General features: G+C 55.9%; 15 protein-coding genes. 10 read left to right on the top strand and 5 right to left on the bottom strand.

Annotated features, from left to right (window positions below; all coding sequences use genetic code 11):
- The first annotated feature begins 110 nt into the window (after positions 1-110).
- Positions 111-932 (top strand): pyridoxal phosphatase, encoded by an 822-nt coding sequence (locus KAJ71_RS13290; protein WP_024530541.1) that lies wholly within the window; start codon positions 111-113, stop codon positions 930-932.
- A 308-nt stretch (positions 933-1240) separates the two neighbouring features.
- Here KAJ71_RS13290 and modC read toward each other — a convergent pair whose 3' ends face one another.
- The 4 genes from modC to KAJ71_RS13310 form a co-directional block, all read right to left on the bottom strand.
- On the bottom strand, positions 1241-2308 hold the full coding sequence (modC, locus tag KAJ71_RS13295; protein WP_248946169.1) for a molybdenum ABC transporter ATP-binding protein ModC: 1068 nt from the start codon (positions 2306-2308) through the stop codon (positions 1241-1243).
- Positions 2309-3004 carry a molybdate ABC transporter permease subunit gene (modB, locus tag KAJ71_RS13300; protein WP_248946170.1) on the bottom strand — a complete coding sequence of 232 codons (696 nt, stop codon included), beginning with the start codon at positions 3002-3004 and terminating at the stop codon, positions 2309-2311. It lies immediately after the preceding gene.
- Positions 3001-3774 carry a molybdate ABC transporter substrate-binding protein gene (gene modA / locus KAJ71_RS13305; RefSeq protein WP_248946171.1) on the bottom strand — a complete coding sequence of 258 codons (774 nt, stop codon included), beginning with the start codon at positions 3772-3774 and terminating at the stop codon, positions 3001-3003. The genes modB and modA overlap by 4 nt, the downstream gene beginning before the upstream one ends.
- 149 nt (positions 3775-3923) lie before the next feature.
- Positions 3924-4067, bottom strand: coding sequence for an AcrZ family multidrug efflux pump-associated protein (locus KAJ71_RS13310; RefSeq protein WP_021180335.1), 144 nt, complete (start codon positions 4065-4067; stop codon positions 3924-3926).
- Positions 4068-4248: 181 nt separating this feature from the next.
- Here KAJ71_RS13310 and modE point away from each other — a divergent pair, with 181 nt between their 5' ends.
- The 9 genes from modE to gpmA all read left to right on the top strand — a co-directional run bounded on the left by modE (position 4249) and on the right by gpmA (position 12931).
- Complete coding sequence (gene modE, locus KAJ71_RS13315) at positions 4249-5040, top strand: molybdenum-dependent transcriptional regulator (RefSeq protein ID WP_248946172.1); 792 nt, start codon at positions 4249-4251, stop codon at positions 5038-5040.
- A gap of 90 nt (positions 5041-5130) precedes the next feature.
- Positions 5131-6600, top strand: coding sequence for a molybdate ABC transporter ATP-binding protein ModF (gene modF, locus KAJ71_RS13320; protein WP_248946173.1), 1470 nt, complete (start codon positions 5131-5133; stop codon positions 6598-6600).
- A 123-nt stretch (positions 6601-6723) separates the two neighbouring features.
- Positions 6724-6942 (top strand): cysteine hydrolase family protein, encoded by a 219-nt coding sequence (locus KAJ71_RS13325; RefSeq protein WP_248946174.1) that lies wholly within the window; start codon positions 6724-6726, stop codon positions 6940-6942.
- 104 nt (positions 6943-7046) lie between these two features.
- Positions 7047-7865: a CPBP family intramembrane glutamic endopeptidase gene (locus KAJ71_RS13330; RefSeq protein WP_248946175.1), complete on the top strand. Its 819-nt coding sequence runs from the start codon at positions 7047-7049 to the stop codon at positions 7863-7865.
- 264 nt (positions 7866-8129) lie between these two features.
- The gene (gene galT, locus KAJ71_RS13335) at positions 8130-9179 is read left to right on the top strand and encodes a galactose-1-phosphate uridylyltransferase (RefSeq protein WP_248946176.1); all 1050 of its coding nucleotides are present in this window, start codon (positions 8130-8132) and stop codon (positions 9177-9179) included.
- On the top strand, positions 9179-10330 hold the full coding sequence (galK, locus tag KAJ71_RS13340; protein ID WP_248946177.1) for a galactokinase: 1152 nt from the start codon (positions 9179-9181) through the stop codon (positions 10328-10330). The genes galT and galK overlap by 1 nt, the downstream gene beginning before the upstream one ends.
- Positions 10324-11367: a galactose-1-epimerase gene (gene galM / locus KAJ71_RS13345; RefSeq protein ID WP_248946178.1), complete on the top strand. Its 1044-nt coding sequence runs from the start codon at positions 10324-10326 to the stop codon at positions 11365-11367. The genes galK and galM overlap by 7 nt, the downstream gene beginning before the upstream one ends.
- A 187-nt stretch (positions 11368-11554) precedes the next feature.
- Complete coding sequence (locus KAJ71_RS13350; RefSeq protein ID WP_248946179.1) at positions 11555-11893, top strand: PsiF family protein; 339 nt, start codon at positions 11555-11557, stop codon at positions 11891-11893.
- Between the two features lie 285 nt (positions 11894-12178).
- Complete coding sequence (gene gpmA / locus KAJ71_RS13355; RefSeq protein ID WP_021180326.1) at positions 12179-12931, top strand: 2,3-diphosphoglycerate-dependent phosphoglycerate mutase; 753 nt, start codon at positions 12179-12181, stop codon at positions 12929-12931.
- Between the two features lie 53 nt (positions 12932-12984).
- On the opposite strand, the gene KAJ71_RS13360 is transcribed toward gpmA, so the two are convergent.
- Positions 12985-13965: a M48 family metallopeptidase gene (locus tag KAJ71_RS13360; RefSeq protein WP_248946188.1), complete on the bottom strand. Its 981-nt coding sequence runs from the start codon at positions 13963-13965 to the stop codon at positions 12985-12987.
- Positions 13966-14114 lie beyond the last annotated feature (149 nt).

A 14114-nucleotide genomic window follows, 5' to 3' on the forward strand; every position in this document is an offset into this window, starting at 1 on the left:
GCTTACGCGACATTTGTGACATGGCAACCCTGGCAGGTTACGCAGTTTTATCGAACGGTTATCCGGTGTACCATCGCGGTAATTTTCTTGCTAACTATAATGAGACCGCTATGAGCTACCGTGTTATTGCCCTCGATTTAGACGGCACTTTGCTAGACAACCAAAAACGTATCTTACCGCAATCGCTGGCCGCACTGGAGGAAGCCCGTGCCGCCGGGGTGAAAGTCGTGGTGGTCACCGGCCGCCATCACGTGGCTATCCATCCGTTTTATCAGGCACTGCAAATCGATACGCCAGCCATTTGTTGTAACGGCACCTATCTGTACGACTTCCAGCAGAAAAAGGTACTGGCTTCCGATCCGCTGGCAAAAGAGCAGGCCAAGCAGGTACTGCAACTGCTCAAGCAAAACGATATTCACGGCCTGATGTATGTTGACGACGCCATGCTGTATCAGGAAACAAGCGGTCATGTGATCCGTTCGCTGGCCTGGTCAGAGACTTTGCCGGTAGCCCAGCGCCCAACGTTGTTGCAGGTCAACAGCCTGATGCAGGCGGCGGATGAAGCGCAGGCTATCTGGAAGTTTGCCACGTCACATAGCGATCTCCCAGCGCTGCGCAGCTTTGCCGAAATGGTAGAAAAAGAGCTGGGCCTGGCCTGTGAATGGTCCTGGCACGATCAGGTGGACATTGCCAAAGGCGGCAACAGCAAGGGCAAACGTCTGCAGCAGTGGGTGGAGTCACAGGGGTTGAGCATGGATCAGGTGGTCGCCTTTGGTGACAACTACAACGACCTGAGCATGCTTGAGGCCGTTGGGCTGGGCGTTGCCATGGGTAATGCCGATAATGCCATCAAGGAACGAGCGGATCTGGTGATTGCCGACCATCTGCAGCCGGGTATTGCCGAGGTTATCCGTTCTCGCGTGTTGAATTAAGCAATTTTGCCCCTCATCCTTTGGTTTTTTAGCGAGAGGGGCTAAACGTGCTGCAAATTGGATAAATAGCTGCACGTAAAGTTGCAACAGGTAGGGAGCATACAGAACACCGACACGCCGTAAACCCATCCCTGGGGGCTCGAATCGCGCATCCATGCGCTCAACAGTCAGTTAACCTGTATGCTCCCCACCTGACTCAAGCATTAGTGACGCGGTATAGAAGGTGCTGTTATTTAGCGTCATAACAACCTAACCACAACTCACTCAGGGTGAGGATAAATTTCGCTCAAACCGAACGATTCTTTCTGCTAGTTGCTCTCGCGGCTGATCGACACGCTCTTGACCTGTGCATACAGCCACTGACCGGGCCTGATAGCCAGATCGTCACGTGCCCATGGGGTGATCCGCGCCCAAAGGATGTTTTCCCCAACCATCAGCTTCACTTCAACCTGCCCTGCCACATCCAGACACTCCACCACCTTGGCGGGCAGAATATTGCGGATGCTGCTGTTGGCTGGCGGTTGCAGCACTAAGGAAACGTCGGCGGCGTTGATACGAATACGCATTTGGCTGCCCACCGGCGCTTCAATACCGCCGACCCACAGCCGCTGATCGCCCAGTGCCAACGCGGTCATGGCATAACGCGGATGATGCTCAATCACGCTAACGCTCAACACGCTACTCTGATCTTCACGCTGTAGCCAAGGCCGCAACGCGCTGCTGGCCCAAACCTCTTCCAGCCCGCCATACGCCCGCACCTGGCCGTTATCCAGCACCATCACCTGCTCTGCCAGGCGCAAGATCTCGTCCATACTGTGGCTGACATAAAGGATGGGGATGTTGACGTCCTGCGCTAGCCGCTCCAGATACGGCAACAGCTCACGCTTGCGCGGCATATCAAGCGAGGCCAGCGGTTCATCCATTAGCAACAGTTCCGGCGCGGTTAGCAACGCCCGGCCAATCGCGACGCGTTGTTTCTCACCGCCTGAGAGGGTCAAAGGCAAGCGATTCAGCAACGGCGCAATCCCTAATAGCTCAACAATGCTGTCAAACTGGCCACGCATACTGGCCGCCATACCGTATTGCAGGTTGCCGCGCACGCGATAATGCGGGAACAGGCGCGCATCCTGGAAAACATAGCCAACCCGGCGTTTTTCCGGTGGCAAACAGACACCGCTGGCGGTATCCACCAGCGTTCGGCCATTAAGGACAATCCGCCCCTGCTGCACCAGCGTCAGGCCACCAATGGCATTGATCAATGAGGTTTTACCTGCCCCGGAAAGCCCGAAGATCGCGGTGATCCCCTGAGCCGGCAAATTTGCCTGCACGTTGAGATTGAGATCGCCAAGCTGTTGGGAGAAATCCAGTTCTAACATCTATAAGCCCATACGCTTGCGGCCCCAGCGGGCCAGCCATTCGGAAACCATCAGGGCAGCCAGTGCCAACACGATGGCAATCACGCACAAACGCGCTGCCGCCGCCTCGGCCCCTGGCGTTTCGATCAGGGTGTACATTGCCAGCGGGATGGTACGGGTTTCACCAGGGATATTGGAGACAAAGGTGATGGTGGCGCCAAACTCGCCCAAAGAGCGGGCAAAGGCCAACACCACACCAACGATCACGCCGGGCAGCGAAAGCGGTAAGGTGATGGTGAAAAATACCCGCCACGGATTGGCGCCCAGGGTGCGGGCCGCCTGTTCCAAACGGGTATCCACCGCTTCCAGCGACATACGGATAGCACGCACCATCAGCGGGAAGGCCACCACCGCCGAAGCCAAGGCGGCACCACGCCAGCTGAAACTGAAGCTGAAGCTGAAACCAAACCAGTTGTACAGCCATTCGCCGATAAAGCCGCGCCGCCCCATGGCGATCAGCAGCAGATAGCCCACCACCACCGGTGGCAGGACTAACGGCAGATGAATAATGCTATCCAACAACGATTTACCGGGGAAATTGCAGCGCACCAGGATCCAGGCCATCAAAATACCCAGCGGCAAACTACAGATCACCGCCAGGCTGGAGACTTTCAGGCTCAGTTCAACCGCCTGCCATTCATACTCACTTAACATCATTTACGCGGGGTGAATCCATAATGTTCGAAAATCGCCGCGGCTTGCGGGCTTTTCAGATAATCGTAGAAAGCCGTCACGGCTGGCGTCTGGTGATCTTTAACGATAGCCATTGGATATTCAACCGGCTTGTGGCTGTCTTCCGGGAAGATGGCGATCACTTTGACCTTATCGCTGGCCACGGCGTCGGAGCCGTAAACGATACCCAGGGGGGCTTCTTCACGCTCAACCATGGCCATGGCGCTGCGCACGTTATTAGCCCGCGCCAGCTGAGGTTCCAGCGTGGTCCATGCCCCCAGGTTCTGCAACGCTTCTTTGGCGTAGATGCCCGCAGGGACATGATCCGGATCGCCTACGGACAGGCGGCCACCGTTGAGCAATTTGGCCCAGTCGGTTTGCTTGTTGATCGTGATTTTATCTTGTTTGGCCGATTTGGCAGCGATCAGCACCAGTTCGTTACCTAACAGGGTATAACGGGTGTCTTTCACCATCTGCTGCTTATCGATGGCGTAATCCATCCATTGCTGATCGGCAGAGATAAACATATCCGCAGGTGCCCCTTGCTCAATCTGGCGTGCCAGCGTTGAGGAGGAAGCAAAAGAGGAGACGACTTCGACGTCTTTGCCTTTCTGGTATTCAGTGGCGATATCTTGTAAGGCGTTGGTCAGCGAGGCCGCGGCAAACACGGTGATTTTCTCCGCCGCAGAAACCTGTGCCACCAGCCCGCAAGCCAATGCCACACCGCCAACCCAGTTAATCCATTGCTGTTTCATTGTTTTCTCCGCAAGTTAACTATCATCACATCGCTATGTAAAAAATAATATAACGCAGCGAGAACGATTGTCATGCGGTTTATCGGCAAAGCGGGAGATAACTTGAGAAATACCCGCCAAGATAGCTCGGCGGGCATTTGGGAGGGGGATTAGCTGCGGTTTTCTTTAGGATGGCCAACTTTAGAGAAGATGTTAAACACCTCGCCCAAGCCATAAATCAGGCCTAAAATAATGGCCATCACTACCGGCACCATTACCACGGCAAACAACAGACTTTTCAATAATTCTAACATGGTCGCCTCACTTAACTGCTTTAAACCGGCTGCGTCAGGCTTCACTGTAAACCAAAACGCAGGCGAAAACGCGGTTATTTTACCGGCTGTGGGAAATTTGTAACCGGCTAAACGTGCTCAGTTGGCGCTTTGCTGCAAATCGGTGACAATAGCCAGACTTACAGCCTTATAAGGACCCATCATGCAGGCCGAGATCCTCCTTACCTTAAAGCTGCAACAGAAGCTGTTCGCAGACCCACGCCGCATCGCACTGCTCAAGCAAGTGGTACATACCGGCTCGATCAGCCAGGGAGCCAAACTGGCGGGGATCAGCTACAAAAGCGCCTGGGATGCCATCAACGAGATGAATCAACTAGCCGAGCAAACGGTGGTCGAACGCGTTACCGGTGGCAAAGGCGGCGGCGGCGCACAGGTGACCCGTTATGGCTTGCGGCTGATCCAACTTTACGATCTGCTGGGCCAAATCCAGCAGAAGGCCTTTGACGTGTTACAGCAGGACAATCTGCCGTTGGATAGCCTATTGGCCGCCATCGCCCGTTTCTCGTTGCAAACCAGCGCCCGCAACCAGTTTTTCGGCACCGTGATTGAACGCGACCACCAGCAGGTCCAACAGCATATCAGCCTGCTGCTGGCCGACGGCCACACCCGCCTGACCGCTGCCGTCACTCAGCAAAGCGCCGACCGGCTACAGTTGACGCCGGGCAAAGAGGTATTGGCCCTGATTAAAGCGCCTTGGGTGAAGTTGAGCACCGATCCGGCTTCGACCGGCCTGGCCGATAACGCGTTGGCAGGTTCCGTTGCCAGTATCCAACCTGGCTGCGATCACAGCGAGGTGCTGGTGACGCTCAACGGTGGAGAAACACTGTGCGCCACCGTCAGCAACCAGGAACTTGCACAGTTGAAACTGAGCGTCGGCACGCCGATACACGCCTTGTTCAACGCCGATCGGGTGATTGTCGCGACGTTGTGTTAAACGCAACGTCACGTTGCAGTATTGCCGATTGACATCTTTTCCGCTTGCGCCTATTTCTAAAGCGAAACATTGCAGAATAGGGATTAGAAGATGTCGTCGTTGCACATTTCGCAAGGTTCATTTCGTTTAAGCGATACCCGCACGCTGGAGCTGGATCGGCTTGATATTCAGTCCGGCGATAGCTGGGCGTTCGTCGGGGCTAACGGCAGCGGAAAATCCGCGCTGGCCCGGGCGCTGGCCGGTGGGCTGACGTTGCTGAAAGGCGAACGCCACAGTGATTTTCGCCACGTAGTACGGCTCTCCTTTGAGCAGTTGCAAAAGCTGGTCAGCGATGAATGGCAGCGCAACAATACCGACCTGCTCAGCGCGGACGAAGACGACACTGGCCGCACCACGGCGGAAATCATTCAGGAAGAGCACAAAGATCCCGCTCGCTGCGCACAGTTGGCAGAGCAGTTTGGCATCACGCCCCTGCTTACGCGCCGTTTCAAATATCTCTCTACCGGTGAGACCCGCAAAACCCTGCTGTGTCGCGCTCTGATGGCCCAACCCGATTTATTGATCCTCGATGAGCCGTTCGACGGGCTGGACGTCAATTCACGCGCTCAGCTCGCCACCCTGCTTGGCAAACTTTCACAGCAGGGTTATACCGTGGTCCTGGTGCTCAACCGGTTTGATGAAATCCCAGGTTTCATTGAGCAGGTCGGCGTGCTGGCCGATTGCACCCTCACCAGCCAGGGGGCACGGCAGCAGGTGATGGCCGACACGCTGGTCGCCCAACTGGCGCACAGTGAAAACCTCAACGGCTTGACGCTGCCAGAAACCGAAGATCCTACCCAGGTCATCAGGCTGCCGGACGATCGGCCACTGATCGTACTGCGTGATGGCGTAGTGAGCTACAACGATCGTCCCATTCTCAATCAACTCAGTTGGCAGGTTAATCCCGGTGAACACTGGCAGATCGTTGGCCCGAACGGGGCGGGAAAGTCCACCCTGCTCAGCCTGATCACCGGCGATCATCCGCAAGGTTACAGCAACGATCTGACGCTGTTTGGCCGCCGACGCGGCAGTGGGGAAACCATCTGGGATATCAAACGCCATATCGGCTACGTCAGTAGCAGCCTGCATCTGGACTACCGGGTCAGTTCCAGCGTGCGTAACGTGATCCTGTCAGGCTTCTTTGATTCGATCGGTATTTATCAGGCGGTTTCCGACCGTCAGCATCAGCTGACCTCGCAATGGCTGGCGCTGCTCGGGCTTGACGCTATGGGCGATGCCCCCTTCCATAGCCTGTCCTGGGGCCAGCAACGCCTGGCGCTGATCGCCCGGGCGTTAGTCAAACATCCGGCGCTGCTGATCCTTGATGAGCCACTGCAAGGCTTGGATCCGCTGAACCGCCAGTTGGTACGGCGCTTCGTGGATGTGCTGATACAACAAGGCTCGACTCAGTTGCTGTTTGTTTCACACCACGCAGAAGATGCACCACAATGCATCACCCACCGTTTCTCCTTCATCCCTGAAGGCGATGGCTACCGCTATCAGCAAGACGTCCTGGCTTAACATACTTCGGGGTGAGTGCTACAGCGCTCATCCTGGGGACATATCCGGCAACACTTCCTCCATAACGCATCGCATTTGGCCTTTTATCATAAAAGGGCACAGAGACGTTTTTTTGGAGAAGGTATGTCCGCCGCGCTGATTATTATTGACCTGATTGAAGATTTGGCTGGCCCTAAAGGGCGGGTGAATCACTGCCGCGAACAGATCGTAACGCGAGATGTGATCGCGCACGTCAATACTGCTGCGGCCTACGCGCGGGTGCGTAAAATCCCGGTGATTTGGTTGCGCACCGGTTTTGCCGACGAGTATGGCACGATTAACTACTGTCCCGACCTTTGCTAGCGCTAGCTTGTGCTACTATCCCAATTAGTGCTCGTTTAACCAGACATTAACACGCCGGATTTCCGGCATTGAGCGCCGTGTATCTATTTAAAGGGATAGCTATTATGTGGGGCGTACTTTCGGCTTCGTTGTTTTTTTTGCCATTTAATCGGCTGATTGCCTCGGTAGTATTGGCTGCCGCCGCTGCAATGGGGATTTACCACCATATCCTGACGCCCGTCAGCCTGGGGTATCTGGCGGTTATCGCTATCGCCATCTGGCTTCATCAGCACTATAGCCAGCAGCGCAGCATCACGCTGGTGCTGGAACTGTTTTTAGTCGCCAGCTCAATCGCCCTGTTTTACCACCTGATACCGGGCTTCAATAACCAATTGATGGTCGATCAGGACAAAGTGGGCCCGATGAGCTCACCGTATTCCATGTATTACAACTTCGATAAGGCACTGGTGCCCTTCCTACTATTAGCCTGCCTGCCAACGCTGTTTAACGCGGGCAAACCCGACAAGCAGGTAGGCGTCAGCGCCTGGCTGATCCTGGTGCTCGGCATACCTGCGGTGCTGCTGTTAGCGGTGGCGCTCGGTGGTCTGAAGATTGAGCTGCATCTGCCCTCCTGGATCCTGGCTTTCATTATGGCCAACCTGTTTTTTGTTTCGATGGCCGAAGAAGCACTGTTCCGTGGCTATTTGCAGCAGCGCCTGCGCCAGTGGCTGGGTGCCTATCCGGCACTGATTATCACTGCCCTGCTGTTTGGTGCCGCTCACTTTGCCGGTGGCACGTTGATGATGGCATTTGCCACGCTGGCGGGGGTGATTTATGGCCTGGCCTGGATGTGGAGCGGCCGCCTGTGGGTGCCCATTCTCTTCCACTTTGGGCTAAATCTGGTCCATTTGCTGTTCTTTACCTACCCGGCTTACCAATATTAGTCCCCCTCCAGGCTGGCAGATTTCTCTGCCAGCCTGCGCTGTGTAATCGCTACCACTTAACTACCCCCAAAGCCTCTCAGACCTCAACAGGTTTATAGTCTCAATCAATGTAAGCGATTCCATTTTTCGCGCTAGATCACCTTTTTATTACTGCGGGCGTGCTATCTTCTAGCCATTATTTTCCAAAATGCACTCGACTATAGTCGGTCACGCAGCAGGTGAAAGCGATTACAGTTAGCCCCGTCGCGAGATAAAGGAAGCGCTATGCCTGATTTTAATCCTATCGATCACCCACATCGCCGTTTTAATCCCCTTACCGGTCAATGGGTGTTGGTGTCTCCGCACCGGGCCAAACGCCCGTGGCAGGGCCAGCAGGAATCCCCCGCACAGGAAACATTGCCAGCCCACGATCCCGACTGCTTCCTTTGCCCCGGCAATACGCGCGTGACCGGTGATAAAAACCCAGACTATCCAGGCACCTACGTGTTCACCAATGATTTTGCCGCCCTGATGCAAGATACCCCGCAGGCACCGGAAAGTAACGATCCGCTGATGCGTTGCCAAAGCGCCCGTGGCACCAGCCGGGTGATCTGCTTCTCCCCCGATCACAGTAAAACGCTACCGCTGCTAACGCTACCCGCTCTAGAGCGGGTGATCGCCACCTGGCAGGAACAGACTGCCGATCTGGGACTCAGCTACCCCTGGGTACAGGTGTTTGAAAATAAAGGGGCCGCCATGGGCTGTTCCAATCCTCACCCACACGGTCAGGTATGGGCCAACAGCTTCCTACCGAATGAAGCCGAACGAGAAGATCACCTGCAACAAGAGTATTTCAGCCAGCATCAATCCGCCATGCTGGTGGACTATGCTCAACGAGAGCAGGCCGACGGCAGCCGTACGGTGGTGGAAACCGAGCACTGGTTGGCGGTTGTTCCTTATTGGGCAGCCTGGCCGTTTGAAACGCTGTTGCTGCCAAAAGCACCGGTACAACGCCTGACCGACCTTAGTGCAGCACAAAGCCGCGATCTGGCCATCGCGCTGAAGAAACTCACCAGCCGCTATGACAACCTATTCCAATGCTCTTTCCCTTATTCCATGGGCTGGCACGGCGCGCCCTTCAACCAGGCCGATAACCAACACTGGCAACTGCATGCCCACTTCTACCCGCCGTTACTACGCAGCGCCACGGTGCGCAAATTTATGGTGGGCTATGAAATGCTGGCGGAAACCCAACGTGACCTGACCGCAGAACAAGCCGCTGAACGCCTGCGCGCGGTCAGTGATATCCATTACCGCGAAGCCGGAGTGAAATAATGAGTCTGAAGCAACTTACCCAAGCCCTGTTTACCGAACACTTTGGCTACGCATCCACCCTGACGATCCAGGCTCCGGGCCGAGTCAATCTGATCGGTGAACACACCGATTACAACGACGGCTTCGTCCTGCCCTGCGCCATTGATTATCAAACCGTGATCAGCGGGGCTCCACGTAACGATCGCCAGATCCGCGTATTGGCCGCCGATTACGAGAACCAGCAGGATCAGTTTTCGCTGGATGAACCGATTGTCAGCCACCCCAATCTGCGCTGGGCCGACTATGTGCGCGGTGTAGTGAAACACCTGCAGACCCGCGATGCCAATTTTGGCGGTGCCGATCTGGTGATCAGCGGCAACGTCCCGCAGGGGGCCGGACTTAGCTCCTCCGCCTCACTGGAAGTGGCCGTCGGCCAGGTGTTGCAGGCGCTCTATCAATTGCAGCTGGACGGTGTAGCGCTGGCACTGAATGGCCAGGAAGCGGAAAACCAGTTTGTCGGCTGCAACTGCGGCATTATGGATCAGCTGATTTCTGCGTTGGGTAAGAAAGATCACGCCCTGCTGATCGACTGCCGCTCTTTGGAAACGCGTGCGGTGCCGATGCCAGCCGATGTCGCGGTGGTGATCATCAACTCCAACGTCAAACGCGGTCTGGTCGACAGCGAATACAACACCCGTCGTCAACAGTGCGAAGCGGCAGCCCGGTTCTTTGGCGTCAAGGCGCTGCGTGACGTCAGCCCGGATCTGTTTTTCCCGATCCTGCATGAACTGGATCCCATCGTGGCCAAACGGGCGCGCCATGTGATCACCGAAAACGATCGCACCTTGGCCGCTGCCGATGCCTTGGCCGCTGGCAACCTGAAGCTGATGGGCAAACTGATGGCCGAATCGCACGCGTCGATGCGTGATGACTTTGCCATCACCGTGCCCCCTATCGATACGCTGGTCGAGATTGTTAAAGAGGTCATTGGCGATCGTGGCGGTGTGCGCATGACCGGAGGGGGCTTCGGGGGTTGCATCGTGGCCCTGATGCCGCAGGATCTGGTAGAGTCGGTACGTACGGCGGTAGCTCGCGAATATCCACTGCGAACCAACGGCCTGCAAGAAACCTTCTACGTCTGCAAAGCCTCACAAGGATCCGGCCTATGCTGAGTGATAACTCCGCCGTTGCCCCAGACGGCCAGCCCTTTACTCTCACCACCCTGCGTAATGCCGCAGGAATGACGGTCACGTTTATGGACTGGGGCGCAACCTGGCTTTCCGCCGTACTGCCGTTGAAATCAGGGGAACAACGTGAGCTGCTGCTGGGGTGCCAAACCCCGCAGGACTACCTACACCAAGGTGCCTATCTGGGGGCCACGGTCGGGCGCTATGCCAACCGTATTGCACATGCCAGCCTGAACATTGATGGCCAGACACACCCGCTGATCGCCAATCAGGGAGAACATCAACTGCACGGCGGGCCAAACGGTTTCCACGCTCGCCGCTGGCAAATTGTGAAGCAGGATGAGCAGCAGGTGATTTATCAACTCCATTCGCCGGACGGCGACCAAGGCTTCCCTGGCAACCTCGACGTGACGCTCACTTATCGGCTAACCGCCGATCACCGGCTGGAGATTGAGTATCAGGCGCAGACCGATCGCGCCTGCCCGGTCAATCTGACCAACCATGCTTATTTCAATCTGGATGGCGCAGGCCACGACGCGCGACAACAACGCTTGCAGGTGTTCGCCGACCGTTATCTGCCCGTAGACGGCGATGGTATTCCCAGTGCCGAACTGACGGCGGTTGCAGGCACCGGGATGGATTTCCGCCAGCCGAAAACCCTGCAACAAGATTTATTGCGTGACCGCGATCAGCAACAGGTTAAGGGTTACGACCATGCTTACCTGTTGCACGATACCTGCCACGGGTTGGCAAGCCCAGCAGCTCACCTGTGGTCTGCAGACGGCAAGGTCGCGATGACGGTGTTCACCACTGCACCAGCACTCCAGCTATACAGCGGCAATTACCTGGGTGGCACACCGGCGCGCGACGGCGGTAGCTACCAAAATTACGCCGGGGTAGCGCTGGAAAGCGAGTTCCTGCCGGACAGCCCAAACCATCCTGAATGGCCACAGCCGGATTGTTGGCTACAGCCTGGCCAGCGTTATCAGAGCGCAACGCACTATCAGCTTATTCCTATCTGAGCCGCCACGCCCCTTGTCATGCAGTGAGGGGCGTTTTAGTTATAATTGCTTACATTGCGCCCCCTGGTCGTTACCTTTCCTTATTGCCGACCCCGCACTAGAATCAGGCTACCGTGGTATACACAAGCCCGTGAGTGATATCACAATTTTCGGCCCGCTGGCCGTTCAATAGCTGAAGGAACACCTAATGCGTCTGATTACTGCACTTCCATTACTGGCAGGTTTACTGCTGAGCACCAACCTGATGGCTGCCGACACCGCAGCAAAAACGCCTTCTCCGGCGCAGGCTGCCCAGCAAAAACGCATGACCGATTGTAATCAACAGGCTACCACCCAATCGCTGAAAGGTTCTGACCGCACCACCTTCATGAGCACCTGCCTGAAGGCCGAAGGCCACCAAACCGAGAAGGCCCTGACGCCGCAGCAGCAGAAGATGAAAGACTGTAATGCCGACGCCGCTAAAAAGAGCCTGAAAGGTGACGAGCGCAAAACCTTTATGAGTAGCTGCCTGAAAAAAACTGCCTGATCGCATTAACACTGTGGCGCGAGTGAATAGCTCTCATTCGCGCCCTGCTACCAGCTTGAACGATTCAGCTCTTTCCTTCACGCCCCCTCTTACCTTACGGCCAAAATTTGGCTATGGTTAATCACAATCCCCAGTAGCGGTAAGAGTCAATCCAGTCCTGTTCAAGTATGAAAGCGGGTACCGTTGTTAAGGTCATTCACGGGTATATCGATTGCCGAGTGAATGGCTGCGGATTATAATGATATTCGTTATCATTAAACCTTCAGATTATTAAGGAGTTAAGCTATGGCTGTAACTAAGCTGGTTCTGGTGCGCCACGGCGAAAGCCAGTGGAACAACGAAAACCGCTTCACCGGTTGGTATGACGTCGATCTGTCCGACAAAGGCCGTACCGAAGCAAAAGCAGCGGGCAAGCTGTTAAAAGACGAAGGTTTCTCTTTCGATTTCGCTTACACCTCCGTACTGAAGCGTGCTATCCACACTCTGTGGAACATTCTGGATGAGTTGGACCAAGCCTGGTTGCCTACCGAAAAGTCCTGGAAGCTAAACGAACGCCATTACGGCGCGCTGCAGGGTCTGAACAAGGCTGAAACCGCAGAAAAATACGGTGACGAGCAGGTCAAACAATGGCGTCGCGGCTTCGCGGTAACGCCACCAGAGCTGACCAAAGAAGATGAGCGCTACCCTGGCCACGATCCGCGTTACTCAGCGCTGAGCGAAAAAGAGCTGCCGCTGACCGAAAGCCTGGCGCTGACCATCGATCGCGTTATCCCTTATTGGGACGAAGAGATCCTGCCACGCATCAAGAGCGGTGAGCGCGTGATCGTCGCGGCTCACGGTAATTCCCTGCGTGCGCTGGTGAAATATCTGGATAACCTGAGCGAAGACGAGATCCTCGAGCTGAATATCCCAACCGGCGTGCCTTTGGTGTATGAGTTCGATGAGAACTTCAAGCCAATCAAGCGTTACTACCTGGGTAATGCTGATGAGATCGCGGCCAAAGCTGCGGCCGTCGCCAACCAAGGCAAAGCGAAATAATCTTTCGCCCCCTGAAAAGCAAAAAGCCCCCGGTGTTGAGCCGGGGGCTTTTTTTACTGCTGCTCTTTGATCCTGGCCGCTTCGATAGCCTGCAAACGCGCCTGCATCTCCGGATGGGTGCTTAACCACTCCGGCACCTCTAGTGCCACGGTTGACGTGCTTGCCGCCTGTTGCAATGCGCGGTAGAGATCTTCCATCGCCAATAACGAACGCCCCTGGCGCTGCATTTGTGCGATTGCCCAGTCGTCTGCCTCACGCTCCACGCTGCGGGAGAACTGCATTTCATGCATAAATGAGGCTGATTGCAGCAAGGTATCACCAATGCCACTGACATCGCCGGTCATCCACATAAACGTCAGCGCCACCAGGGATGAACGCACCACCATGCGCATGGGATGACGGTACGCATGATGCCCCATTTCATGGAGCATCACCGCAGCCAGGCCGTCGTCATTGGTCGCCAACTTGGCCAGATCGTCGGTGATCACTAAAGTCCCGTCAGGTAACATGAACGCATTGGCAACCTCTGGCACCGCCAGCAATTTTAATTTGAGCGGAGTGCGCTCATGCCGCATCTGCTCCGGCATCACCTGCAGAAATAGTGTCTGTATCGCCTGCTGTTTCTCGGCGGGCAATTGCGACGGCTTGAAGCCACTTGCTTCCAGGAAATCGAGCGTATGTTTACCTAGCTTCTGTTCAGCGGTGGTAGGAATGCGCATGGCGATTTCACTGCTCACCCAAGGGAGAACCAGGAAAACATAGGTCAGGGTCAACAGAACGGTTAGTAGCAACGTCAGCAACACGCCGCGTTTATAACGCTCCAAGCGGTGCACCAACCCCGGTGAACGGCGTTGATAAAACCACTGGCGGAATGACGCATCATCGGCGGGCACAAATCGGCCACCGTCTGGGAAGGTCAGGGTCAGCGGAATGCGGCCCAATGACTCGGAAACGGTAATTTGCGCTAACGAAAAATAGCGATGTTCGCCATCATATTGCAGCGTTACCCCATCGCCCATCTCGTTTAACAGCAGCCGGGGCCCCGGGTGGGGGGGCCCGGCCGGGGCCGGGGTGGGGGGGGGGCGGTGGAACCTCGGGGCGCGCGTCCGCGGGGTAAGGGGAGAGTGGGTGGGGGGGGGGAGAGGGGTGCGGGGGTGAGCTTTGGTTCGCGGTTGGGGGGGGG

The organism is Serratia silvae, from assembly GCF_023282985.1.
Taxonomy (GTDB): Bacteria; Pseudomonadota; Gammaproteobacteria; order Enterobacterales; family Enterobacteriaceae; genus Chania; species Chania silvae.